The sequence below is a fragment of the Pseudomonas sp. YQ_6 genome (assembly GCF_043103245.1).
GTDB classification, from domain to species: domain Bacteria; phylum Pseudomonadota; class Gammaproteobacteria; order Pseudomonadales; family Pseudomonadaceae; genus Aquipseudomonas; species Aquipseudomonas alloputida.
Genome location: NZ_JBICJR010000047.1, coordinates 109934 through 133847, shown reverse-complemented (window position 1 = coordinate 133847; position 23914 = coordinate 109934). Strand labels below are relative to the sequence as shown.

At 60.7% G+C, this 23914-nt stretch carries 18 protein-coding genes and 1 pseudogene; 12 read left to right on the top strand and 7 right to left on the bottom strand.

Going from position 1 to position 23914, the window contains the following annotated elements; translation table 11 throughout:
* Nucleotides 1-33: 33 nt before the first annotated feature.
* The 3 genes from ACF8FG_RS15495 to ACF8FG_RS15485 all read right to left on the bottom strand — a co-directional run bounded on the left by ACF8FG_RS15495 (nt 34) and on the right by ACF8FG_RS15485 (nt 3950).
* Nucleotides 34-1047 (bottom strand): ABC transporter permease subunit, encoded by a 1014-nt coding sequence (locus ACF8FG_RS15495; protein WP_017148229.1) that lies wholly within the window; start codon nt 1045-1047, stop codon nt 34-36.
* Nucleotides 1048-1115: 68 nt separating this feature from the next.
* Nucleotides 1116-2726, bottom strand: a complete 1611-nt coding sequence (locus ACF8FG_RS15490) for an ABC transporter substrate-binding protein (RefSeq protein WP_070383637.1) — start codon at nt 2724-2726, stop codon at nt 1116-1118.
* A gap of 69 nt (nt 2727-2795) precedes the next feature.
* Complete coding sequence (locus ACF8FG_RS15485) at nt 2796-3950, bottom strand: mandelate racemase family protein (protein WP_014590404.1); 1155 nt, start codon at nt 3948-3950, stop codon at nt 2796-2798.
* A 342-nt stretch (nt 3951-4292) separates the two neighbouring features.
* Here ACF8FG_RS15485 and ACF8FG_RS15480 point away from each other — a divergent pair, with 342 nt between their 5' ends.
* The 3 genes from ACF8FG_RS15480 to ACF8FG_RS15470 all read left to right on the top strand — a co-directional run bounded on the left by ACF8FG_RS15480 (nt 4293) and on the right by ACF8FG_RS15470 (nt 6832).
* Nucleotides 4293-5018 (top strand): oligogalacturonate-specific porin KdgM family protein, encoded by a 726-nt coding sequence (locus tag ACF8FG_RS15480; protein WP_012051859.1) that lies wholly within the window; start codon nt 4293-4295, stop codon nt 5016-5018.
* Between the two features lie 75 nt (nt 5019-5093).
* Nucleotides 5094-5912: an NAD(P)-dependent oxidoreductase gene (locus ACF8FG_RS15475; RefSeq protein ID WP_014590403.1), complete on the top strand. Its 819-nt coding sequence runs from the start codon at nt 5094-5096 to the stop codon at nt 5910-5912.
* Between the two features lie 26 nt (nt 5913-5938).
* Nucleotides 5939-6832 (top strand): SMP-30/gluconolactonase/LRE family protein, encoded by an 894-nt coding sequence (locus ACF8FG_RS15470; RefSeq protein ID WP_070383636.1) that lies wholly within the window; start codon nt 5939-5941, stop codon nt 6830-6832.
* 214 nt (nt 6833-7046) lie between these two features.
* Here ACF8FG_RS15470 and ACF8FG_RS15465 read toward each other — a convergent pair whose 3' ends face one another.
* Nucleotides 7047-7697, bottom strand: a complete 651-nt coding sequence (locus tag ACF8FG_RS15465; protein ID WP_371923993.1) for a methyl-accepting chemotaxis protein — start codon at nt 7695-7697, stop codon at nt 7047-7049.
* Nucleotides 7698-9602: 1905 nt separating this feature from the next.
* Here ACF8FG_RS15465 and ACF8FG_RS15460 point away from each other — a divergent pair.
* The 6 genes from ACF8FG_RS15460 to ACF8FG_RS15435 all read left to right on the top strand — a co-directional run bounded on the left by ACF8FG_RS15460 (nt 9603) and on the right by ACF8FG_RS15435 (nt 16193).
* Nucleotides 9603-10298, top strand: a complete 696-nt coding sequence (locus ACF8FG_RS15460) for a 3-oxoacid CoA-transferase subunit A (protein WP_010954768.1) — start codon at nt 9603-9605, stop codon at nt 10296-10298.
* A gap of 8 nt (nt 10299-10306) precedes the next feature.
* On the top strand, nt 10307-10948 hold the full coding sequence (locus tag ACF8FG_RS15455) for a 3-oxoacid CoA-transferase subunit B (protein ID WP_003251131.1): 642 nt from the start codon (nt 10307-10309) through the stop codon (nt 10946-10948).
* A 267-nt stretch (nt 10949-11215) separates the two neighbouring features.
* Nucleotides 11216-12670: a TrkH family potassium uptake protein gene (locus ACF8FG_RS15450; protein WP_019438240.1), complete on the top strand. Its 1455-nt coding sequence runs from the start codon at nt 11216-11218 to the stop codon at nt 12668-12670.
* Nucleotides 12671-12774: 104 nt separating this feature from the next.
* The gene (locus tag ACF8FG_RS15445; protein ID WP_076402840.1) at nt 12775-13725 is read left to right on the top strand and encodes a TAXI family TRAP transporter solute-binding subunit; all 951 of its coding nucleotides are present in this window, start codon (nt 12775-12777) and stop codon (nt 13723-13725) included.
* Between the two features lie 27 nt (nt 13726-13752).
* Nucleotides 13753-15780 carry a TRAP transporter permease gene (locus tag ACF8FG_RS15440; RefSeq protein WP_392518939.1) on the top strand — a complete coding sequence of 676 codons (2028 nt, stop codon included), beginning with the start codon at nt 13753-13755 and terminating at the stop codon, nt 15778-15780.
* A complete protein-coding gene (locus tag ACF8FG_RS15435) occupies nt 15777-16193 on the top strand; it encodes a DUF1850 domain-containing protein (RefSeq protein ID WP_014590397.1) in 417 nt (138 codons plus the stop codon). The genes ACF8FG_RS15440 and ACF8FG_RS15435 overlap by 4 nt, the downstream gene beginning before the upstream one ends.
* A gap of 27 nt (nt 16194-16220) precedes the next feature.
* Here the strand turns inward: ACF8FG_RS15435 and ACF8FG_RS15430 are convergent, their stop codons facing one another.
* Nucleotides 16221-18194 (bottom strand): choline BCCT transporter BetT, encoded by a 1974-nt coding sequence (locus tag ACF8FG_RS15430; protein ID WP_010954773.1) that lies wholly within the window; start codon nt 18192-18194, stop codon nt 16221-16223.
* Between the two features lie 303 nt (nt 18195-18497).
* Between ACF8FG_RS15430 and nhaA the strand changes: the two genes are divergently transcribed.
* On the top strand, nt 18498-19859 hold the full coding sequence (nhaA, locus tag ACF8FG_RS15425; protein ID WP_014590396.1) for a Na+/H+ antiporter NhaA: 1362 nt from the start codon (nt 18498-18500) through the stop codon (nt 19857-19859).
* Nucleotides 19860-20169: 310 nt separating this feature from the next.
* On the opposite strand, the gene ACF8FG_RS15420 is transcribed toward nhaA, so the two are convergent.
* Nucleotides 20170-20775, bottom strand: coding sequence for a TetR/AcrR family transcriptional regulator (locus tag ACF8FG_RS15420; protein WP_076402838.1), 606 nt, complete (start codon nt 20773-20775; stop codon nt 20170-20172).
* A 161-nt stretch (nt 20776-20936) separates the two neighbouring features.
* Complete coding sequence (locus ACF8FG_RS15415) at nt 20937-22145, bottom strand: MFS transporter (RefSeq protein ID WP_318081695.1); 1209 nt, start codon at nt 22143-22145, stop codon at nt 20937-20939.
* A 259-nt stretch (nt 22146-22404) separates the two neighbouring features.
* Here ACF8FG_RS15415 and ACF8FG_RS15410 point away from each other — a divergent pair.
* Both ACF8FG_RS15410 and ACF8FG_RS15405 read left to right on the top strand, forming a co-directional pair.
* Nucleotides 22405-22515, top strand: a pseudogene (locus tag ACF8FG_RS15410) (transposase domain-containing protein); the annotation flags it as partial.
* A 432-nt stretch (nt 22516-22947) separates the two neighbouring features.
* Nucleotides 22948-23742 (top strand): OBAP family protein, encoded by a 795-nt coding sequence (locus ACF8FG_RS15405; protein WP_019438235.1) that lies wholly within the window; start codon nt 22948-22950, stop codon nt 23740-23742.
* Nucleotides 23743-23914: the final 172 nt, after the last annotated feature.

The window sequence follows — 23914 nt, the reverse complement described above, 5'->3', positions numbered from 1 at the left end:
ATAGTTATTCAATGTGTTCACGCTGAGCGGGAATTAGCGGGTCCTTGGGTCGAACACCTTGTACAGGGCGTCGCTTATCAGGTTGAGCGCAACGAAAATCAGGCCGATGATCAACACGCAGCCCATCACTGCATTCATGTCACCGAGCATCAGGCTGCTGGTGAGGTATTGGCCGAAGCCAGGCCAGGCAAACACGGTTTCGATCAGCACCGCCCCCTCCAGCAACGAGCCATAGGCCAGGGCGACCACCGTGAGCAACTGCACGAGGATATTGCGGAACGCGTGGTTCCAGACCACCTGGCGCCGCGACAGCCCCTTGACCCTGGCGGTGATGATGTATTCCTGCGACAGTTGCTCGAGCATGAAGCTACGGGTCATGCGGCTGATGTAGGCCACCGAGTTCAGGCCCAGGATCAACGCCGGCAGAACGATATGGCGCAACGCGCTGGTGAAGGCCTCCCAGTCACGCGCCAGCGCCGTGTCGATCAGCAGCAGGCCGGTAACCTCATCGACCATGCCGTCATAGGCCAGGTCGATGCGCCCTGCGCCACCCGCCCAACCCAGCCAGGCGTAGAACACCAGCAGGCCCATCATGCCGACCCAGAAAATAGGCGTGGAATAGCCAAACAATGTAATGACCCGTGCGACATGGTCGCCGACCCGCCCCTGATTGCTGGCAGCCACCACGCCCAGTGGCAGACCGATCAGCACGCCAAACAGAATGGCCAGCGTTGCCAGCTCGATGGTGGCCGGGAACACCCGCTTGATGTCATCGAGTACTGGGTGGCCGGTGAGCAGTGCATTGCCGAAATCACCGTGCAGCAAGTCGTTCAAGTACAGCCCGAACTGGGCCCAGATCGGTTTGTCCAGGCCCATCGCCCGGTATACCTGGTCGTAGGTGGAGCTGTCGGCATCCGGGCCAACTACCGCCAGCACGGGGTCCAGCGGCATGACCCGGCCGATGAAGAACGTCAGCGCCAGCAGGCCAAGCAAGGTCACCAGCACCGTGCTGGCCCGGCGGGCAGTACCCGATACACGGGCACCCATTACAGAGGCAGTCGAAGCAAACATAACAGGCTCCTGAAAAAGCATTCACCAATCTCGCAGGCTTGGCCTCAGCGCGACTTGTAGACGTCTTTGTAACGGGTGGTGGCCGCGGTATGGCCTTGGTAGTCCTGCACATCGTGGTAGAGCACCACGGTGTCGGTCATCTGCGACACAGGCAGGATGGCCCCCACCTGCTCGTCCAAGGTTTTCTGGATTTGCTGGTACTGGGCCAGTTGCTGCGCCTTGTCGGGCTCGACTTCCGCCTGCTCGATCAGGTTGTTCAGCTCGGGGCTGTAGAACGAGGTACGCCAGCCCTGGAAGTTGCTCAGCTTGGCTTCGTCGCGGTTGTCCGGGTTGTACACCAGGGTGCGCAGGCTTGAATGCGGATGCCGTTCAGCACCACCGCCGCCGCGCCCGACCAGGATGTCGAAACTGCGCTCACGCATGGCACCGTAGATCTGGTTGCCGGTACCGGTGACGATGGTGGCCTTGATACCGGCCTGGGCCAAGGTCGACTGCAGGCTGGACGCAATGTTGATGAAAGGTGGCTCGGTGAGCACGCGGATGGTGGTCTTGAAGCCCTCGGGGTAGCCCGCTTCGGCCAGCAGTTTTTTCGCTTCGGCCACGTTCAGGGCATAGCCCGGATCATCCAGCCTTGCTGGCAGGCCAAGCGGTAGCGGGCGCTGATTGAGCTGGCCATAGTGCGGCATCACGGTCTGGTTGATGCCTTGATAGTCGATCAGCGAACGAACCGCCCGGCGTACGCGCACATCGTCGTAGGGTTTGCTCTTCACGCTCAGAGCAACGTAGTACAACGTTCCGCGCTGCACGGTCTGGGTACGAACGTTGTCAGACTTCTCCAGCGCCTCGATGTCTGGCGCGGACATGCCCTTGGCCAGGTCCAGGTCGCCCCGCTCCACCATCAACCGCAGTGACTGCGACTCGGTCATGTTGCGCATGACGATGCGTTTGAGCTTGGCTGGGCCACCCCAGTACCCGTCAAAACGGTTCATCAGGATGACATCGTTGGCGCGCCACTCCTTTAGCACGAACGGCCCGCTACCAGCCGCGTGGGTGGCCAGCCAGGCACTGCCCATGTCATCGCCCTTCTGGTGCTGCTGCACCACCTTGCGGTCGAGGATGAATGCGCTGGGCGAAGTTGCCAGGGTATTCAGCACCAGCAACGGATCAGTCGGCCGTGGTAGCTCGATGACGAAGGTTGAGTCATCAACAGCGCGCATGTGCTGGTCGACATTGCCCGCAGAAAACCCGTAGGCCTTCCAGGTCGACGCCAAGGCCAGGTTAAGTTTGAGTACGCGCTGCAGCGACCAGGCGACATCCTCGGCACTTAGCGGGTTACCGGACTGGAACGTTACGCCCTTGCGCAGGTTGAACGTGAGGGTCTTGCGGTCATCGCTGACCCGCCAGCTTTCTGCCAGCGCTGGCAGCAGCCGGTCCGGCTGACGCACGTCCTGCACCAGCAGCATGTCGTAGAGGTTGGCATTGACCTCGGACACATCCAGCCCGGTGGCCGCCGCCGGGTCGAGGGACAGCAGGTTGATCATGCTCATACCGACGATCAACTGATCCGCCGGGGTTTTCGCTAAAGCAGCAGGTACCGAGGTCAGCGCCAGAGACGCAGCAAAGACCCCCGCCCAGAGTGTGGGGATAACGCTCATGTGAGATCGCCTTCTTATAGTTATTGGACGCTCGGGCGGCACGCAGCGACGCGTGCCGCCATGCACGAATCAGAAGCTTTGCAGCGTATTGGTTTCGACGTAGTCGAAGTCGATGTCTTCCCCAAGGCCAGGCAAGTTCGACAGGTGCACATAGCCGTCTTCGTCCATCGGGTCGACCAGGCGCTTGAGATAGGCAGGTACCTCGTCGTAGTCAAGGAATGGGTGCAGCAGACCGCGCTCGTACCAGGTGCAGTTCTTGATTGCCCCCACGACCGCCAGGTTGGCGGCGCCGTTGCCATGGATCTCGCAATCCATGCCGAACGATTCGGCCATGTGCGCAACCTTCAGACACGGTGCAATGCCACCCACACCGGCAACCCCCGCACGCAGGATGTCGCACACATCGTTCTTGACCCAGCTCGCCCGGCTCAGGTGCTTGCCGCCGAGGCTTTCCGGGCCTAGCACCGGGATATCCAGCTGCCCGGAAAGCCAGGCGTAGGACTCGGCGGAGTCTTCCATCATTGGCTCTTCGAACCAGGCAAAGTCGAGCTTCTCCAGGGCACGGCCGATAGTGAGGGCCTCGGTGCGGCTGTACCAGTGATAGCCATCGATCATCAGCGCAATGTCCGGCCCCACGGCCTCGCGCACGGCGGCGCATGCCTTGATGTCCATGCTCACGCTGGGCGCGAACGACACCGGCGGCATCCAGGTGTGCAGCTTGATCGCCTTGTAGCCACGCTTGACCAGGGTTTCGGCGAAGCGACCGTACTCTTCCGGAGTGGACAGACCGCCGGGCAGCTCATCGCCGCACATGGTCGAGCCATAGGCCGGCACCTTGTCGCGGTAGCCGCCGATCAGCTTGTGCACCGGCAGGTTCAGCTTGCGACCGGCCCAATCCCATAGCGCCTGCTCGACCAGCGCCAGGGCACGGTCGGTCAGCTGGCTGGCGCTACCGCGCTGCCAGTGCGCCAGGTCGTGCCAGATTTTTTCGCGGTCAAAGGCATTGGCGCCAACCAGCACCTTGCGCACGAAATTATCCAGCACATAAGGGCGAATGAGCTCGGGTGCGCCCAGCGCATAGCCTTCGCTGCCGCACTCGGTCCTGATGCGCAGCAGGGCCATCCTGGCCTGGGTCACATCACCTGGGTGGGCATGGCCGGCGCTGTCTACGGCGCGGCGCGTGGGGTAGGAAAATACCTGGACGGTTACAGCAGTAATGATCATGGACGTCTGAGCCTTCTTATTGGATTTGTGGCGAGTGAGTCACGCTCTGGGGGTCATCCTACGTCATCATACAACATTTGAAAAGCGCCAGTTAAAACCCGATAAAACCTCCGATTCATGATGCCTGCAGCAATCATGAGACCCCGAAATAAAAGCAAACACATCCTTGAAACACGCCTAATAGAGCCATCAAGCAGTGTGATCAGACAACATTTCAATAATTCGTAGACAGCTCCACAGTCGTACGATAACTTATTTTAAAAATCACGGAGCACTGACCACCTCGACCACCTTGCTCACCCGCCTCATCACGTCCTCAACAAAAACAAAAAAAGAGATCGCATGAACATCACACTTCGCCGCCTCATCGCCGCCAGTACGCTCGGCCTGTCGTTCTACGCCTGCGCAGACTCCGCCAGCATCAACTACCGGCACACGTTCACCGAAGATGACAGCATTCATTCCGACCGGATAAAGCTGAGTTACCGCAAGGACAGCGGCCTGGGGTTTGCCGCAGAAATCAAATACAAGACTGCCGGCGACCGCGAAGACGTCGCCTACGACAACATGGTCAACAACGGCCATGAGTTCACCGTGGACTACAACTACAAGATGAGCCCCCGGTCGACCTGGACCCCCGCCTTCCAGATGGACAGCACCAAGGATGCGACCACCTACAAGTTCGGCTTGAAGTACAACTACAAGCTCAGCGACACCTGGTACGTCGCCACCCGCGTGCGCCACGACGCACGCAACCTCGACCGCGACCAGATTGACCACAGCAAGCCGGACCGCGCCAAGGACAACCAGAACACCACCCGCCTTGAAGGCTGGCTCGGCTATACCCCCAGCGGCCCGTGGGCATTCGAATACCAGTACATCCACTTCACCACCGACTACATCCGCTACGACAACAAGAAGCGCGACTACGAGCAGAACCTGATCATCAAGTACAAGCTCAACAAACAGTGGGCACCGTTCATGGAGGTGGGCGACATCAAGGTCAACAGTTACACGGACGATCGCCAGGCCCGTTGGCGCCTGGGTATCCAGTACAACTTCCTGTAAGGGCTATCGCCCGCCCATGCCGGTGTCGTTCCTGCACGGCACCTTCATGCAATTTCAGTAAAAGGCCCCAGTACAATGACCACGACCACCCGCAAACCCTTCAACCGCCTGCTGCTCACCGGTGCTGCCGGCGGGCTCGGACACGTGCTTCGCGAAGCACTGCAAGCACACGCCGACATCGTGCGCGTATCGGACATCAGCCCAATGACACCGGCCGAGGACGAGCATGAAGAAGTTATCCATTGCGACCTGGCGGACAAGGCCGGCGTACTGGCCCTGGCCAACGGTGTAGACGCTATCGTGCACCTGGGTGGGATCTCTACCGAACGCGCTTTCGAAGAAATCCTGCAAGCGAACATCATCGGCACCTTCCACATCTACGAGGCTGCCCGCAAGCACGGGATCAAACGTGTGGTCTTTGCCAGTTCCAACCACGTCACCGGCTTTTACCCCCAGGGCGAACAAGTGGATGCGCATTCGCCGCGCCGGCCGGACTGCTATTACGGGCTGTCGAAGGCCTACGGCGAAGACCTGGCAACGTTCTACTTCCACCGCTACGGCATCGAAACCGTCAGCCTGCGTATCGGCTCCTCCTTCCCCGAACCCCGCAATGTGCGCATGTTGTCCACCTGGCTGAGCTATGGCGACCTGGGACACCTGGTGGAGCGCGCATTGCTGGCCGAGAACGTTGGCCACACCGTTGTGTATGGCGTCTCCGCCAACCGCGACCTGTGGTGGAGCAACCGCTACGCCGCGCACCTGGGTTTCAACCCGAAGGACAGTGCCGAACGCTTCCGCCCGGCACTGGAGCAGCAGCCGAAACCCGCCGCGAATGACCCGACTGCTCATCTGCAAGGTGGCGCCTTCACCGCTGCCGGACCTTTTGGCGACTGACCCCCGATAGAGTGCAGAATGCTTCCATGACAGCCGAACTGATTATCGATGCACGCAATGTCACGGGCGAGAGCCCGGTCTGGCACCCGCAGGAAAATGCCTTGTACTGGGTGGACATTCCGGTAGGCCGCCTGCACCGCTGGCAACCGGACGGCCAGACCCACCACTGGACCGCAGACGAAATGCTAGGCTGCATTGCCCGCAGCCACCGAGGCCATTGGCTGGGGGCCCAGGAGAGCGGGATCTTCCACCTCACCCCCCAGGCAGACGGCCGTCTGCTGGCCGGCAAGCGTGCCAGTGTCGAACACGCCAGGCCCGGCATGCGCTTCAATGACGGGCGCTGTGACCGCCAGGGGCGCTTCTGGGCCGGTACGATGCAAACCAGCATGGCCGCCGAGCCGGTGGGTGCCTTGTACCGGTATGACGCGATGGCAGATGGAACGGCAGGGCCATTGCAGGCACGGCTGGGCACATTGTCCGTTCCAAACGGCATGGCGTTCAGCCCGGACGGCAAAACCATGTACGTCTCCGACTCACACCCGAGCGTGCAGATGATCTGGGCTTTCGACTACGACATCGATAGCGGCAGCCCGCACAACCGCCGGGTCTTCGTCGACATGAACCAGCACCCCGGCCGGCCGGATGGGGCTGCGGTAGATGCCGAAGGTTGCTACTGGATCTGTGCGATCGATGCCGGCCAGGTACTGCGCTTTACTCCCGACGGCAAGCTGGACCGCGCCCTGCCGCTACCGGTGAAGAAACCTACCATGTGCGCATTCGGTGGCCCGCAACTGGAAACGTTGTTCGTGACGTCGATTCGCCCGCAAGGCATCGACCTGAGCGACCAGCCCCTGGCCGGTGGCGTGTTCGCATTGACCCCTGGCGTCAAAGGCTTGCCGGAGCCCATCGCCAAGGGCTGAATGAAGCCAGGCTGCGGCTGTTTCAGGGACAATGCGCCCATCGACGAGATGCTGATCAGCGGCGTGAGCTTGCACCCAGCCAACGTTGATCAACAGCAACGCCACGCACAACTGCATCGGCGTGCGGGTATGCCCGGTGAGCATGGCGATGGATGAACACCGCCACCAGCCCCACGGCGATCATCAACTGGCGATGACCGGACAGGTGCGTTACTCAAGCAGCGACGCCTCGTTCGCCATCACCGCTGACTTCGAACTGCCCCACCAGCTTCTGCAACTTGCCAGCATCCACCTTCACCTTCTGCGCACTGCTTTGCAGCACCAGGGCGGTCTGGCGCATCTCGCCGGAGGACTGGTTGACCTGCTCGATCGTCTTGCCGTATTCCACGCTGCGACGGTTGAGCTGCTGGATAATGGCGAACATGCTCTCCACCGCCTGGTGCAGCTGTACATTTTCGGAAGAGGCGTCCTCCGCCAGGCGCAGGCTGTTGTCGACGTCCTGCACGCCCTGCTCCATGAAGCTTACCGCCTGCCGGGTTTCGCCCTGCAGGCTCTCGACCATGTGGCGGATGTCGTCGGCGGCACGCGAGGTGCGTGCGGCCAGGCTGCGCACCTCGTCGGCCACCACCGCGAAGCCACGACCATGCTCCCCCGCCCGCGCCGCCTCGATAGCGGCATTGAGCGCCAGCAGGTTGGTCTGGTTGGTGATTTCGCTGATCAACCCGGTGATGTTGTCGATCTCGACCATGCGGCTGTCGAGCCGTTGCACGCTGGATGATGAGCGCGCCACCACATCGCGGATCGACTGGGTGCCCGCCTGCACCGCCTGGTACTGCGCGCGTGCGCGGCTGACCACTTCGTCCATGGCCTGTTTCATCTGCTCGGCGCTGACCGAGGCCTGTTGCAGTTCGCCGAGTTGCTCTTCCATGATGATCATCATCTGGTGCACGGCGTCGGCCACGTCGGCGGAGCTTACGCTGGCCTCCTGGCTGCGCCCGAGCATCATCTGGTTGGTGCTGCCGACCGTGCGGCTGGCCTTGACCACCTGCCCGACCACCGTGTCCAGGCGGTCGATGAAGCTGTTGATCCAGCGCGCCATGTCGCCGCTCTCATCATTGGCCAAGGTACTGGTATCCAGGCGCTGGCGCAGGTTGCCTTCACCCTCGGCGATGGTGCACAGCACACTGCTCATGCCATTCAACCTGGCGGCCAGGCGCTTGGGCCCGAGCACGCCAAACAACAAGGTGGCGCCCAGCATGCTCACGGCCTCGATCACGTCAGTCAGTCCTTGCGGCAGGCCTGCATAGTGCTGCACCAGGTAATTGCAGCCGAACAGCCCCGCCATGATCGCCACATAGGGTTTCATCAAACCGTAGCTCAGCGAACGCCGGCGGTAGACCTCTTCCAGGTCCGCCTCGCACATCATGCCCCAGCGGTCGGGCGAGCCCGGCAACTGGAAGGTAACGCCCTTGCCCACCACTGGCACATGACGGTAGTCCGAATAGCCGGGGTAGGTCACGAACAGGTTGGCACCGCGCCTGATCGTCTCCCTCACGCCAGGGTGCAGTTCCCGCGTGGAAGGGTCGGTGAAACGAAGCTCCAGCTCGGTATGACGCTGGACCTGCACGGTGGCCCAGGGCGTGTGCACACCGTTCTTGAGGTTTTCGCCATGGGTGAAGGTGGCGTCCTCGAAGCGCGAGCGGGACAACGCGGTACCGGGTTGTATGGTGGGGTCGAAGCGCGATTGCGCCATGAACAGGTAGTTGTCGCCGGACTCGGGGTAAATGTGCCCTGCCTCGCGCTGGATCAGGTCACCCAGCACATCGTTGGGCACCCGCCCACACAGACAACCCAGCACTTTGCCCTCGTGCATGAGGGGCTGGTAGAACATCAACGTGACTTCATCGTGGAAGCGCGAGGAAGACGGGCCGACCTGCAAGGTCAGCGGGTCGCTGTAGGGACCGTGCAGGAAGGGTGCTTTCAGCCCCTGCGCCAGGGCTGCCAAGTACTCGATACGTGGCGTGCCACGCTGGGGCCAGGTCGAAGCGATGACGCTGCCGTGGGCATCGACGACAAACAGTTCGGAAAAGTCCTCCGCCTGGGCCAACGTGTTGCGCAACATCGCGCTATCGACTTGAGCGAGCCCCGGCGCCACCTGCTCGGCCAGGTCGGCCAGGTGTTCCCACTGCTCGCGCACCCACTCATGCAGCAACTGCACGCGGGCCTGGGCGATGGCTTCGAAGGTTTGCTCGACCTGCGGGTAACTGGCCCGATTAAGGCGGCACGCCCAGCCCATGCTGAATTTGCCGGTTTTGCCGAACCACGGCAGCCAGCCCTTTTCACTCGACGATAAATGCATCGAACCACTGGAAAGCGACATTATCTTCACCATACGCGACATCGAATGGCAATCTGATAGCAAGTCGCACGCCAACGGCGGGAGGCGTGATTAATCGGCGATCCAGCGGAGTGGATGCACTTCATCAGTGCAAGATGCCGGCAGGCAACCCCGGAACGCACCAGCCACGGGCAAAAATGAGCGGTTTAAGCATTCCACTGAAATGAGGCAAATAGCCTCCAGAACTGCTCGCAGACCGCACAACAGTTCGATAATCGCACAAATTCAGCCAAACCCTCTCTACTGTTGCCCTATCTTGCGGCACGCTATAGCGAAAGTCAGCAAGCCATTTCAAGTGCTGACAGGCCCCATCGCTTCACGCGCTCCGGCCAGCCCGACAACCACAACTCCAGGAACAACCAGGAGCTCGCCTTGATCAATAAAACGTACGAGTCCATCGCCAGCGCGGTGGAAGGGATTACCGACGGTTCGACCATCATGGTCGGTGGCTTCGGCACGGCTGGCATGCCGTCCGAGCTGATCGATGGCCTCATTGCCACCGGTGCCCGCGACCTGACCATCATCAGCAACAACGCCGGCAACGGCGAGATCGGCCTGGCCGCCCTGCTCATGGCAGGCAGCGTGCGCAAGGTGGTCTGCTCGTTCCCGCGCCAGTCCGACTCCTACGTGTTCGACGAATTGTACCGCGCCGGCAAGATCGAGCTGGAAGTGGTCCCGCAGGGCAACCTGGCCGAGCGTATCCGCGCCGCAGGCTCCGGCATTGGTGCGTTCTTCTCGCCAACCGGCTACGGCACCCTGCTGGCCGAGGGCAAGGAAACCCGTGAGATCGACGGCCGCATGTACGTGCTGGAAATGCCGCTGCACGCCGACTTCGCACTGATCAAGGCGCACAAGGGTGACCGTTGGGGCAACCTGACCTACCGCAAGGCCGCCCGCAACTTCGGCCCGATCATGGCCATGGCTGCCAAGACCGCCATCGCCCAGGTCGACCAGGTCGTCGAACTTGGTGAACTGGACCCGGAACACATCATCACCCCGGGTATCTTCGTCCAGCGCGTGGTCGCCGTCACCGGTGCTGCCGCTTCTTCGATTGCCAAAGCTGTCTGAGGCCTGCCATGACCATCACCAAAAAGCTCTCCCGCACCGAGATGGCCCAACGCGTGGCCGCAGACATCCAGGAAGGCGCGTATGTAAACTTGGGCATTGGCGCGCCAACCTTGGTGGCCAACTACCTGGGCGACAAGGAAGTGTTCCTGCACAGCGAAAACGGCCTGCTGGGTATGGGCCCAAGCCCTGCGCCGGGCGAGGAAGACGATGACCTGATCAACGCCGGCAAGCAGCACGTCACCCTGCTGACCGGTGGCGCCTTCTTCCACCATGCCGATTCGTTCTCGATGATGCGTGGTGGCCACCTGGACATCGCTGTACTGGGCGCCTTCCAGGTGTCGGTCAAGGGCGACCTGGCCAACTGGCACACGGGTGCCGAAGGTTCGATCCCGGCCGTAGGCGGCGCAATGGACCTGGCCACCGGCGCCCGCCAGGTGTTCGTGATGATGGACCACCTGACCAAGACCGGCGAAAGCAAGCTGGTGCCCGAGTGCACCTACCCGCTGACCGGTATCGCTTGCGTCAGCCGCATCTACACCGACCTGGCCGTGCTGGAAGTGACACCGGAAGGGCTGAAAGTGGTCGAAATCTGCGCGGACATCGACTTTGACGAGCTGCAGAAACTCAGTGGCGTGCCGCTGATTAAGTGATCCAGGAAGACTTAGGGCTTTCCATGTTTCTGCGGCACTATCGATAGTGCCGCACAAGCGCCGCGAGCAGGGAGCACGCGGTGCTCGAGACCGCCTTTACAGCCGCTTCGGAGCCGATAGAACTCTCGGAGAGGTCAACCCAATGAGCTATCGAGCGGGAGCCCGATAGCGGCGTAAAAAATTGCCGGCCACGACTTTACGCCTTTTTTACTCGACATTACCGTAAAGCAGGCAATACTGCCGGCACTGTCCCAACGAGCTCCCTCAATGCCGCTTCCTGCATTGCGTTTCATCGCCTTCATTATTGGTGTATTCCTGATCACGTTGGCCGTCAGCATGGTGATTCCAATGCTGACGCTGCTGGTGTACGACCGCAGCGACGACCTCGGTGCATTCGTCTGGTCGAGCCTGATCGTTCTGTGTGTCGGCCTGCTCATGGTGGCCCGCGGCGTACCCGACACACCGCAACTGCGGACCAGGGACATGTATCTGCTCACGACGGCAAGCTGGGTCATCGTGTGCGCATTCGCGGCGCTGCCAATGGTGTTCATTCGACACATCAGTTACACGGACGCGTTCTTCGAAACCATGTCAGGAATCACCACCACCGGCTCGACCGTGCTGACCGGCCTGGACAGTGCATCGCCGGGGCTGCTGATATGGCGTTCGCTGCTGCACTGGCTGGGAGGCATTGGTTTTATCGGCATGGCCGTGGCGATCCTGCCACTGCTGCGCGTGGGCGGCATGCGCCTGTTCCAAACCGAGTCTTCGGATTGGTCTGACAAAGTGACGCCGCGTTCGCATGTGGCAGCCAAGATAATCCTGCTGGTCTACCTGGGCCTGACTGCATTGGGGACAGGGGCATTGTGGGCTGCCGGCATGACCCCGTTCGAAGCCATCAATCATTCGATGTCGCTGGTTTCAACCGGTGGTTTCTCTACCTCGGATGCCTCGCTGGGCCATTGGGAGCAGCCAGCGGTGCACTGGGTGGCTGTGGTCATCATGATACTCGGCAGCCTGCCCTTCACGCTGTATGTCGCCACGCTGCGTGGCCATCGAGGCATCCTGCTCAAGGACCATCAAGTTCGCGGTTTCATTGGTTTTCTCGTCTTCGTCTGGCTCACCGTCGGAACCTGGCTCTGCCTGCACAGCGATCTGGCCTGGTGGGATGCGTTTCGTATTGTTGCGGTGAATGTGACCTCGGTAGTAACCACAACAGGCGTTGCCGTGGGTGATTACACGCTCTGGGGCAGCTTCGCCATCATGCTGTTCTTTTACCTGACGTTTGTCGGCGGGTGCTCGGGCTCCACCGCTGGCGGTTTGAAAATATTCCGTTTCCAGGTGGCCGCTGCCTTGCTTGTCAGCAGCCTGAAGCAGTTGATCCATCCACGGGCAACGATCTCGAAAAAATACAATGGGCACCCCATCGATGAAGAGATCGTACGGTCACTGCTGACGTTCTCGTTCTTCTTCACCGTCACCATTGCGGTCATCGCCCTGGGCCTGTCTTTGATAGGACTCGACTGGATGACGGCGTTGAGCGGGGCGGCCACCGCTGTGTGCAACGTCGGTCCTGGCCTGGGCACGCTTATCGGTCCAGCAGGTAATTTCGCCTCCTTGCCGGACGCAGCGAAATGGTTGCTGACGGTTGGCATGCTGCTTGGCCGGCTCGAGATCCTCACCGTACTGGTACTGGTCTCGCCAGTCTTCTGGCGATTCTAGAGCAGAGGCCATCCAGCCGATCAGCCATAAAATTGGGCAGGGACAGCATATTCGTTCTAGGTTTACTGGCGCAGGAATAACAACAACAAGCGGAGAACGACGCCATGAACCCAGCCCTTCGCCTGGCATTGGCCAGCACCTTGTTTGCTGTCAGCGCGGCTGCCCAGGCCGCACCAACCTTCATCAACATCCTCACAGGCGGTACCAGTGGTGTCTATTACCCGGTAGGCGTAGGCATTTCACAGATCTACAGCCATGGCATCGAGGGCAGCAAGACCACGGTGCAAGCCACCAAGGCCTCGGTAGAGAACCTCAACCTGTTGCAAGCCGGTCGAGGGGAGTTGGCGTTCGCACTGGGGGATTCGGTGACAGATGCCTGGAAGGGCGATGCAGAGGCTGGATTCAAAACGCCCTTGAAGAAACTCCGTGCCATCGCAGGTACCTACCCGAACTACATCCAGATCGTCGCCAGCAAGGAGTCTGGGATCACATCCCTGTCAGACCTCAAAGGCAAGCGTATCTCGGTTGGAGCCCCCAAGTCCGGGACAGAACTGAACGCCCGCGCCATCTTCAAAGCCGCGGGGCTTACCTACCAGGACATGGGAAAAGTTGAATACCTGCCCTATGCGGAGTCCGTCGAACTGATCAAGAACCGTCAGCTTGACGCCACGCTGCAATCCTCAGGGCTCGGTCAAGCGGCTATCCGAGACTTGGCCGCGACCTTGCCGGTAGTGTTCGTGCCTATCCCTGCCGACGTCGTCACCCGCATTGGCAACAAGGCCTACCAACCCGCCACCATTCCTGCCAACACCTATGATGGCCAGAAGGCGGACGTATCAACGGCGGCCATCAACAACATCCTCGTCACCCGCGCCGACATCGGCGATGACCTGGCCTATCAGATGACCAAGCTGATATTCGAGAACCTTCCACGCCTGGTCACGGCCCACGCTGCAGCGAAAGATATCCAGGCAGAAAATGCCGCCAAGAACCTGCCCATTCCGCTGCATCCAGGAGCAGAGAGGTACTTCAAGGAGAAAAACCTGCTCCCCTGATGACATTCTCGAGCCATGGAGCAGCGTATGAGTGATACCGCGCAAGGTCTTCACGCCAGCACCGATCGCTGGCCTGCCGCGCTTTTTGCCGTGGCACTGGTCTTTTCGGTTTTCCAGATCGCCACGGCGGCCTTCCCCCTGATTTCCACCCAAGTACTGCGTGCAATACACGTGGGGTTCCTGTTGCTGGTGGTGTACCTGAGCTATGCATTCGTTGGCCACCATCGGCCGTGGCAACCCCTTGCCTGGCTGCTGGGTCTTGCGGGAATGGCGACGGCCACATACCAGTGGTACTTCGAAGGGGATCTGATTCAACGCTCCGGCGAACTGACCACCAGTGACCTGATCGTGGGGCTGTTGCTTATTGGTTTGGTCTTTGAAGCCGCGCGGCGCGTCATGGGCATAGCGTTGCCCATCATTTGCGCCCTGTTTCTGGCCTATGGGTTGCTTGGCCAACACTTGCCAGGCGAACTCGCGCATCGAGGCTACGCCCTTGATCAGATCGTCAATCAGTTGGCCTTCGGCACCGAGGGGCTGTATGGCACACCGACCTATGTCTCAGCCACCTACATTTACCTGTTCATCCTGTTCGGCGCATTTCTTGAGCAGGCGGGCATGATTCGTCTGTTCACCGATTTCGCCATGGGGCTGTTCGGCCATCGCAGCGGGGGACCGGCCAAAGTGTCGGTGTTCTCCTCGGCACTGATGGGTACCATTACCGGCTCGGGGGTGGCCAATGTCGTCACCACCGGACAGTTCACCATTCCGCTGATGAAGCGTTTTGGCTACAAACCTGCATTTGCCGGTGGCGTCGAGGCGACCTCCAGCATGGGCAGCCAGCTGATGCCGCCGGTGATGGGCGCTGTGGCGTTCATCATGGCCGAGACGATCAACGTGCCCTACGCCGAGGTGGCGAAAGCCGCGCTCATCCCAGCATTACTGTACTTCGGCTCGGTCTACTGGATGGTCCACCTGGAGGCTCGGCGCAGCCATCTGCACGGCTTGCCTCGCGAACAGTGCCCGAGTGCCTGGGACGCATTGCGACAACGCTGGTTCCTGCTGGTACCGCTGATGGTTCTGGTCGCCCTGTTGTTTTCCGGGCGAACACCTTTGTACTCGGGAATGGTCGGCCTGGCCCTGACCGCCATCGTCATCCTAGGCTCGGCGATCATCCTGCGCGCTCGAAAAACCTGGCTGCGCGCGGCTTTCTGGGTTGCACTCGGGATACTGTGTTCAGGTTTTTTCCGCATGGGGATCGGGGTGATCCTGATGGTCATTGCCGGCTTGGCCATTGCGTGCTGCTTTGTCCAGGGCGGCCGTGCCACCCTGCACGCATGCGTCATGGCCCTCGCGGAGGGTGCCCGTCATGCGGTGCCGGTGGGCATTGCCTGTGCGCTGGTCGGCGTCATTATCGGCGTCATCTCGCTGACCGGCCTGGCCACCACCTTTGCCGGATACATTCTTGACTTGGGACGGGACAACCTGTTCCTCTCGCTGGTGTTGACCATGCTCACTTGCCTGGTACTGGGTATGGGCATCCCAACCATCCCCAACTACATCATCACCAGCTCCATTGCCGCCCCCGCCCTGTTGGAGCTCGGGGTCCCGCTGATCGTCTCGCACATGTTCGTGTTCTATTTCGGCATCCTGGCCGACCTGACGCCGCCAGTGGCATTGGCGTGCTTTGCAGCGGCCCCGATTGCCAAGGAAAAAGGCCTGTTGATCAGCTTCTGGGCGGTACGCATTGCCTTGGCTGGTTTCGTGGTGCCCTTCATGGCGGTCTATGACCCGGCGTTGATGATGCAAGGTGACAGCATGGGCTCCACGTTGTACATGGTGATCAAGGCGGCGTTCGCGGTAGCCCTGTGGGGATGTGCGTCGATCGGGCATTTGCGTGCCCCCATGCCCTGGTGGGAACGCCTGTTGGCGTTCGCTGCTGGTGTGTCCTTGATACTTGCCGCGCCCATCAGCGATGAGGTCGGTTTTGCGTTGGGTACGGCAGTGCTGGGTTGGCACTACTGGCGAAGCCGACCAGCCTCTGGACACCTCGCATGATCAGCCTTTGCGTTGGGTTGGCCGGTGTGGTCTGGGTCAGCCTGCCACTGAACGGTTTTACCCTTGCGTGGCAGCACAGTATCGAAAAGGTCCGCTGGGAAGAGGATTACCAAGTGACCCCGGCGGGCCTGGTACTGGTAGAGGCACGGGTCAAAGGCAGCGGGGCCGGCATGGAGATTCCGGACGACGCTCAACTGCGCAACGGCACTTGGCACTATCGTCGTCATCTACCACCGCTGCAGCCCTTGCACGCCGGGCGAACGCCCGAGGCTGGCGACTACCAGGTCTGCACGACAGGCGGGTGCCAGCCGCTGTCCTACTGGTTAGGACCGCCAAGCGAACGCGTTGCTGCAGTAGACTTCTGGGCCTGTGAAAATCCGCCTTTGGACAGCAGGCGAACCGCCCTGCCCTGACGGCGACAGGGCAGGACCGAATCCACTTCAGCCCACCACGTGCAAGTAATGCAGGTGGCGTTCGTACTGATCCAGGATGTCGCCAATCACATCGTCACGGCTCCACCCCATGATGTCGTAGTCCTGGCCCCCTTCTCGCAGATGCACTTCCGCGCGGAAATACTTGCGGGAATCGGCACCGTCTTCGGTGTCCCGCATGACGAAGCTTGGCGTATTGAAGGCCCGTGGCCGCACCTCGTAGAGGAAACGTCCTTCACCGGCATGGGAGAGTTCCAGAGATACCCGCCCATCATCACGCTCATTCACGCTCACCTCGTAGCCTTGCTTGCGCAGCTCCTGGGCGACCTCTTCACAGGCCGGCCTCACCACCTCGGCGATAAAGCGCGTGACATGAACCCGGCGAGGCATCAATGCAATATTGCGCAGCCTCCGCTGCCAGCCGCCGTGTGGGTGGCGGGTATGGCGTGGGCCCGGCAAGGCTTGATTGCGCAACCCGCGGCGAGTCGCATCAAGACTCAGCGCCTTGAACAAGCCCCAAATCGCAACCAGCAGGATGACCGCGAACGGCAAAGCGCTCGCAATGGTCGCGGTCTGCAGCGCCTTCAGACCGTTCGCCAGCAGCAACGCGATCGCGACTGCGCCTATGCAGACTGACCAGAAGATCCGTTGCCACAGGGGTGAATGACCTTGTCCGGAGGAGGCGAGCATATCCACGACCAGCGCACCAGAGTCCGCCGAGGTCACAAAGAACACGACCACCATCAGCACCGCGACCAGCGAAATGATGCTGGAGAACGGAAAATGCTCCAGGAAAGCAAACAACGCGAGGGAACTGTCCTCACTGACCACAGCAGCCAGATCCTTCACGCCATCGTTGAGGATCATATGGATTGCCGAGTCGCCGAACACCGTCATCCACAGCAAGGTGAAACCCGCAGGCACGAACAGTACGCCGCAGACGAATTCGCGGATGGTCCGCCCTCGCGAAATACGTGCGATGAACAAACCCACGAAGGGCGACCAGGACAACCACCAGCCCCAGTACAGCAAAGTCCAGCCGCCGATCCAGTCGGTGGGCTCGTAAGCGTAGAGATTGAAGGTTTTATTGACGATGTCCGAAAGGTAGGCGCCGGTATTCTGTACATAGGTCTGCAGCAGGAACACCGTAGGCCCAAGCAGCAGCACGAACAGCATCAGGATCACCGCCAGGCTCAGGTTGAGTTCGGACAGGATGCGAATACCTTTATCCAGGCCGCTAGCCACCGAAAGCGTCGCCAATGCGCAGGTGGCGGTGATGAGGATGACTTGCACGGTGGTGTTTACCGGCAAACCGAACACATGATGAAATCCGCTGTTGATCTGCAATACCCCATAACCCAGCGAGGTGGCCACACCAAACACCGTGCCGAGGATGGCGAAGACATCCACGGCATGCCCTATAGGGCCATAGATTCGCTCACCGATCAGCGGATAGAGTGCCGAACGCAAGGTTAACGGCAGGCCATTGCGGAAGCTGAAGTAGGCCAGGATCAGCGCGACGATGGCATAGATCGCCCAGGCATGCAGGCCCCAGTGGAAAAAGGTGATTTTCATGGCTTCGCGCGCCGCGGCAACGGTGCCGGGATCGCCCACGGGCGGCGTGGAGAAATGCATGACCGGTTCGGCCACGCCGAAGAACATGAGGCCAATCCCCATTCCTGCCGAGAACAGCATGGCGAACCAACTGCTCTTTCGGTAATCCGGCTCACTGTGGTCAGGGCCTAGCTTGATGTCGCCATAGCGGCTGACGGCCAGAAACACCACGCTGATCAACACCAACGCTACAACAAGAATATAGAACCAGCTGGCATTGGTGATGATCCATCGCTGGACTTGCTCGAACAGCGTTTGGGCGTGCTCCTGAAATGCCGTGGCGTACAAGACCAGCAGAAAAACAAGTATCGCACTGGTGTAGAAGACAGGTGGATTGAGGGTGCTCCTGGGTTTGGGGGCTGCAGTCATAGCGGCAGTTCTCCTTGCAAGGCGATGAGCACAGCGTGCCTGGGCACGACGACATTTACCAAGGCTAGCAGCTGGATAAACTCCCGTTTGCCAAGCTCCGTGTGCTCGAAAACAACTACAAACCCTAACGTCTGCAGGAAAAAATCTCAAACCGACGCCTCATTGGAGTGAATGGTTTGGTGCTTTTTGTTCATCTGCGAGTGGTTATTCGGTAGACTACCGCACGGGTGCCAGCTGCACGGTGCAGTGAGGCAGGTTAAAGAACAGCGCAGGTCGGGCCGCCATGCGGGAGCACCTGTGCCTATGCATAAAGTAGAATTACCTCGCGCCCAGAAACTGGCCGAGCGCGCCTTCGCCAACCTTGAACGCTTTTTGCACATTGAAGCGGTCAGCGGCATCGTTCTGTTGATTGCCGCAGTCGCTGCCCTGATCTGGGCGAATTCCCCGGCTGCCGACAGTTATGAAGCCCTTTGGCATACCCCGTTGACGTTCGGCGTGGGCTCGCATGTCTATTCGCAGTCCCTGCATTTCTGGATCAATGATGGCCTGATGACCATCTTTTTCCTGGTCGTGGGCATGGAGATCCGCCGCGAGATCCACGAAGGTGCACTGTCCAGCCTGCGTCAAGCCACGCTTCCCATGGCAGCCGCTGTCGGCGGCGTAGCGGTACCCGCACTCCTCTACCTGAGTTTTGGTCACGCGCCAGCAGACCAACAAGGTTGGGCCGTGCCAACGGCGACGGATATCGCCTTTGCGGTGGGCGTATTGGCCCTGCTCGGCAAGTCGATACCGTCCAACGTACGTGTATTCCTCCTCGCCCTGGCAATCATCGATGACATCATCGCAGTCCTGATCATCGCGTTCTTCTACTCAGGCGGCCTTGATTACACCGGCTTCGGCGTTGCAGTGATCGGCCTGCTAATGGTGATCGGGCTTCAGAAGATTGGAGTGGGTTCAGCCTACGCCTATGTCATTCCCGGTGCGATCGTCTGGCTGGGCATCTTGTTGACCGGAGCCCACCCGACCCTCGCAGGCGTCGTGCTGGGCCTGATGACACCTGTGACCGCGATGCCGATGCGTGAGCGCCCACTGGACGCCATTACCCGCTTCACCGGCGAATTGCTGGGGCGCGCCAAGGCGCCTGAGCAAGATGCCAGCGACCTCATGGACCCGTTGAAACGACTGCGCCTGGCCCAGCGCGAACTGCTGCCGCCGGTAGTGCGCATGCAAGGCACCCTGCACCCCTGGGTAGCCTTCGGCATCATGCCGGTGTTTGCCTTGGCCAACGCCGGGGTCAGCCTTTCGGGTGTCGACCTGTCCGCAGAAGGCCCCCAGTGGGTCATGATCGCCGTCGCTGTCGCCCTGGTTGCAGGAAAGCCCTTGGGCATCGTCAGCGTCAGTTGGCTGATGGTCCGCCTAGGCTGGTGCGTGCTTCCCGCCGAGGTCAACTGGCGTAGCATTATCCTGGTCGGGCTGCTGGCCGGCATCGGTTTCACCATGTCGATCTTCATCGCCAACCTCGCGTTCGTCGACCCTGGCTCACTTGGGGCAGCGAAACTCGGCGTGCTATCCGCATCGTTGATCGCGGCCGTGCTGGGTTTGACCTGGGGGGTATGGAGCATGCGTAGCGCAGCGTCTGCTACCAAAGCAGGTTCGCCCACCTAGCAACATTCTCGTACTGGCGATCCATTGCATTTGGGCAAGCGGATCGCCACTCCCGACACGACTTCAGTGTCGGGTAGGGCTGCCCGGGAAAACACGCCATACACACGGCTTTCCAAGTCAGCCGTGTGTGAACAATGTCCTAACCTACCCGTCTTGCACCTTCACTCCCCCGCCATTCACGCTGGCGAGACTGGCGTTCTGGATCGGGGCACTGCTGCTGGGGCTCGTTGCGCTGGCATTCGCCTGGCTAGCCGACGCGGCGTTCGCTTCGCTCAAGCGCTTGCCGGAATGGCGGAAATATCGCGCGCGGTCACGCCTCCGCAGAGTCTGTTGGCCGTTTTAGCACGCCGAGCAACAGCAGGTCGAACGCCTTGCCAGCCTGCGCCAGGCGTGCATTGCCGTCTTCGGCCTCCGCGATCCACACGGCCGCCTCAGCCAAGCTGCCGTAGATCAACGCAGCCAGCGCTTGAGCGTGCGCGTCGACGAAAACGCCCTCCAGCACCAGGTTGTCGATCAACTGGCGCATCGACTCTATGCAATACCGCTGGGCCTCAGGCGAGCCGCCACCCAACACCGCTCTGGCGTCGCGCAGCACGATGCGCTGGATCTCGGGCTCCAGCGCCATCTCCAGGTAGGCGTGGCAGCGTTGGCGAAAGCCGTCCAAGGCGTTCTCGGCGGTCTCGGTAATGGCACGCAGGCGCTCGTCCATTTCAGCGTCGAGCTGCTCGACGACGGCTATCAGCAACCCCTTCTTGTCGCCAAAGTGGTGGTACAGCGCCCCCCGCGTCAAGCCCGCCCGGGCAGTCAGATCATCCATCGAGGCGTGCGCATACCCCTGCTCGCTGAACATCTGGCGGGCGGTGCTCAGCAACAGGGCTCGGGTTTCTTGCATTGCGGCGCGGGTGCGGCGAACCATCCAGCTATTCCTTGTGTTCAGGCGGCATGGGGAGGGCGTATGCGAGTATTCATACCGCTTGCATGCATTGTCTTGGGCCCGAGGCCCACTGACAAGCCTGTCGTATCGCCGCGCGGTGACCGAGCCCCAAGCCGGGCGGCCTGCACCGAGCCTGAAGCCGATCAAACCGAATACGACGCCTGTCGGGCTCGGTCGCGCATGCGCTGGTAGCCCCAAAGCGCGACCAACAACACTGCGGCCCCGGCGGCCAAGGCCACGTTGAATCCGGCCTGGGCACCCCACACATCGACCACCTGCCCAGATGCTGCGGCACCGCCGGCAACTCCAACGTTGAGGCCGGCGAGCAACCAGGTCATCCCTTCGGTCAGCTTGCTTTCGGGCACGATGCGCTCTACCAGCGACATCGCCACGATCATGGTCGGGGCGAAGAACAGACCCGCAACCAGCACGGCGATGGCCAGCCCGATGATGTTTCCCACCACCAGCAGCGGCAAGGTTGTCGCCGCCGTCGCCAACCCATCCAGCAGTAGCAGCTTGTGTAGCGGGGTATCGAGTTTCAGGACACCGAACACCAGCCCCGCGACACAGGAGCCGATGGCATAACAGGACAGCACCACGCTGGCCGCAGCCGGCATGTCCATCTGCTCGGCGAATGCCACGCTGACGATGTCGACCGTACCGACGATCAAGCCCATAGCGACCATCAGCAAGGTCAGCAGGCGTACGTCGGCCAGCCTGAACACCGACGTGCTGTCTTGCCCGGTGGCGGCATCAGCCTCTACTGGCGGCTCGGTGCCGACCTGCACCGCCAAGGCGAACACGCCGATGGCCAGGAACACGGCAGCAGCCAATGTACCGGCCTGCGGAAGTACCGCCACGCTCAGCCCCACCGAAATCGGCGGGCCAGCAATGAAGGTGACTTCGTCAAGAACGGTTTCCAGCGAGTAGGCTGTCTTCAGTTGCGCCTTGCCGCGGTAAATCGCGGTCCAGCGCGCGCGCACCATCGCCGACATGCTGGGCATGAAGCCGGCGAGCGCGGCCCCGACGAACAGGGTCCAGTCCGCCAGCCGCCAATAGCTGCAAGCCAACAGCAGAAGGATGCCCAGCACGCTGAGCCCGGCGGCGGCCGGCAATAAGCGGCCCTGGCCATGGCGGTCGATCAGGCGCGAGATCTGCGGCGACATCAGTGCATAGGTCAGCACGAAGGTGGCCGCCACCGCACCGGCCAGGCCGTAACTGCCGGTGATCTGCGACAACATGGTGATGATCCCGATACCGGTCATCGGCAACGGCAGCCGGGCCAGCAGGCCGGCCAAGGCGAAGCCCTTGGCGCCTTTGGCCTGGAACAACTCGCGGTAGGTACTGAACACGCTCGACTCTCCTTATCGAAAGGCCCTTGGGCAGTCACGCTCAAGGTAAAATACATGCAGCTCGTATGATTAAAACCTTATTATCATACGAATTGAATGTAAATACTCGACGGGGAACGTCCTTATTCAGCCGCCCTGCCCCGTGACGCCTTGTGTGTCGCGAGCACTCGTTCGCCGTTGAGCGAGAGTTGAAGGTGTGAGCGATGAGGCCCGCAGGCCAGTCGCCACGAACGTCGCTGCAGTCGTAGAGCTTGCTTGAACCACCAAAGCCAACGGCCAAGAACCCTATGCATGGCATCGCCACGTACTGGAGGACTTGCCGCATGCCGCGAAGGTTGAGGATTACGAATCGCTATTGCCGTGGAAGTGAAAGTCGGGGAAGCCACGGTAAACCAAGCCCTGACCTTGCGGCAGGAGGGGAACGTGGATCGGTTAAGAAACGCAAAAAGCCCTGAATAATCAGGGCTTTCCTCACGCCTCTGTCCCATTGGGCCGGCGCGCTCCGCTTGCCATTTGACCACAAGATTCAATGACGTGAACCGTCGCATATGTCTGTCGCAGATCACGCGCATAGACTGGCCCTGCGTTGGAGAACCCTGCGATGACATTGTAGGGACTTTTCTTTCACCCCATTTTCACGACACCTAGGCAACACTCGTCCTATCCCCCCGTGTGATAGAAGCTCCCATTAGCCCGCCTAGCAGCGGGCTTTCTTTTGCCTAGAATTCGGCCGTTTGTCTTCTGAGTTGTCCGTTCAACAGGCCCAAGCTGTCCCTTGAGGACACTAGCTAGAGCCACTCTCATGCCACAACTCATCAGATTCATAACCCTTCCCCTGGCCTGTAGTCTTCTGTGGGCTTGCTCTGCTCCTGAGACGAAGTCGCCTGTGGAGACGCCTGGCAGGCCCGAATCCGCAAAGACCCAGTTGCTGGAAGCCGGCGCCGCGACCTTGCAGGCCAAGCCGCCCATTGAGGCCATCAACGCCTACCTGGATGGCTTCCACTTTTACAACGGACATCCTGATGTGCAGATGGAAGCGCATCACTACTGCTCCATCCTGAATGAGGATGTCATCCAGTGCGTCATCTTCGACGGTAATACCAAGGAAGCGAAGATCATGGGTGTCGAGTACATCATCGACGAAAAGCTGTTTGCTGATCTGCCGGCCAACGAGAAGGCGATGTGGCACAGCCACGGGTATGAAGTCTCGTCCGGTCAGTTGGTTGCACCAGGCATACCAGCGACTGCTGAACATGCGCTGATGGAGCGGCTTGCCCATACCTACGGGAAGACATGGCACACGTGGCACACCGACCAGGATAAAGCTCTTCCTGTGGGCGTTCCGCAGTTGATGATGGGGTTCACAATGGATGGCCAGGCTGACCCGGCGATGGTCGGGCAGCGCAATCGCCGTCTGAAGGTAGATGCGGCAAAAATCAAAGCTCAGCGGGCTGACATTCAAATCCCTGCGGCTGATCCCAAGGCGGATGGTTGGCAACACGGCAACGTTATTCAGATCACCGATCCAACGGGTGCTCATCTGCATCGGCCCGCCACGTCGACATCTGAGAAAGCGAACAGCCGTTCCAGCCAATAGCACTTGGGACAGTTGCATATAGTTATGCCCCTGGCGTGCCCCTCTTGGGACGGCTGTCGTAAACCGCACCCTGGCAAAGCCAGGCTACGGCCCTTTCGGGCTTACATCCTCACGCTCTGGCCCATCCTTGGGCCGGCGCGCTCCGCTTGCCTTATCCAAATTATCCCGGCGC

What these genes read in the sequence shown, in the direction of transcription:
- ACF8FG_RS15440 (WP_392518939.1), top strand. Translation starts at nt 13,753, where the DNA reads ATGAGTGATACCGCGCAAGGTCTTCACGCCAGCACCGATCGCTGGCCT.
- ACF8FG_RS15405 (WP_019438235.1), top strand. Translation starts at nt 22,948, where the DNA reads ATGCCACAACTCATCAGATTCATAACCCTTCCCCTGGCCTGTAGTCTT.
- ACF8FG_RS15430 (WP_010954773.1), bottom strand. Translation starts at nt 18,194, where the DNA reads ATGACTGCAGCCCCCAAACCCAGGAGCACCCTCAATCCACCTGTCTTC.
- ACF8FG_RS15420 (WP_076402838.1), bottom strand. Translation starts at nt 20,775, where the DNA reads ATGGTTCGCCGCACCCGCGCCGCAATGCAAGAAACCCGAGCCCTGTTG.
- ACF8FG_RS15490 (WP_070383637.1), bottom strand. Translation starts at nt 2,726, where the DNA reads ATGAGCGTTATCCCCACACTCTGGGCGGGGGTCTTTGCTGCGTCTCTG.
- ACF8FG_RS15465 (WP_371923993.1), bottom strand. Translation starts at nt 7,697, where the DNA reads ATGGACGAAGTGGTCAGCCGCGCACGCGCGCAGTACCAGGCGGTGCAG.
- ACF8FG_RS15475 (WP_014590403.1), top strand. Translation starts at nt 5,094, where the DNA reads ATGACCACGACCACCCGCAAACCCTTCAACCGCCTGCTGCTCACCGGT.
- ACF8FG_RS15445 (WP_076402840.1), top strand. Translation starts at nt 12,775, where the DNA reads ATGAACCCAGCCCTTCGCCTGGCATTGGCCAGCACCTTGTTTGCTGTC.
- ACF8FG_RS15455 (WP_003251131.1), top strand. Translation starts at nt 10,307, where the DNA reads ATGACCATCACCAAAAAGCTCTCCCGCACCGAGATGGCCCAACGCGTG.
- ACF8FG_RS15480 (WP_012051859.1), top strand. Translation starts at nt 4,293, where the DNA reads ATGAACATCACACTTCGCCGCCTCATCGCCGCCAGTACGCTCGGCCTG.
- ACF8FG_RS15485 (WP_014590404.1), bottom strand. Translation starts at nt 3,950, where the DNA reads ATGATCATTACTGCTGTAACCGTCCAGGTATTTTCCTACCCCACGCGC.
- ACF8FG_RS15435 (WP_014590397.1), top strand. Translation starts at nt 15,777, where the DNA reads ATGATCAGCCTTTGCGTTGGGTTGGCCGGTGTGGTCTGGGTCAGCCTG.
- ACF8FG_RS15450 (WP_019438240.1), top strand. Translation starts at nt 11,216, where the DNA reads ATGCCGCTTCCTGCATTGCGTTTCATCGCCTTCATTATTGGTGTATTC.
- ACF8FG_RS15495 (WP_017148229.1), bottom strand. Translation starts at nt 1,047, where the DNA reads ATGGGTGCCCGTGTATCGGGTACTGCCCGCCGGGCCAGCACGGTGCTG.
- nhaA (WP_014590396.1), top strand. Translation starts at nt 18,498, where the DNA reads ATGCATAAAGTAGAATTACCTCGCGCCCAGAAACTGGCCGAGCGCGCC.
- ACF8FG_RS15470 (WP_070383636.1), top strand. Translation starts at nt 5,939, where the DNA reads ATGACAGCCGAACTGATTATCGATGCACGCAATGTCACGGGCGAGAGC.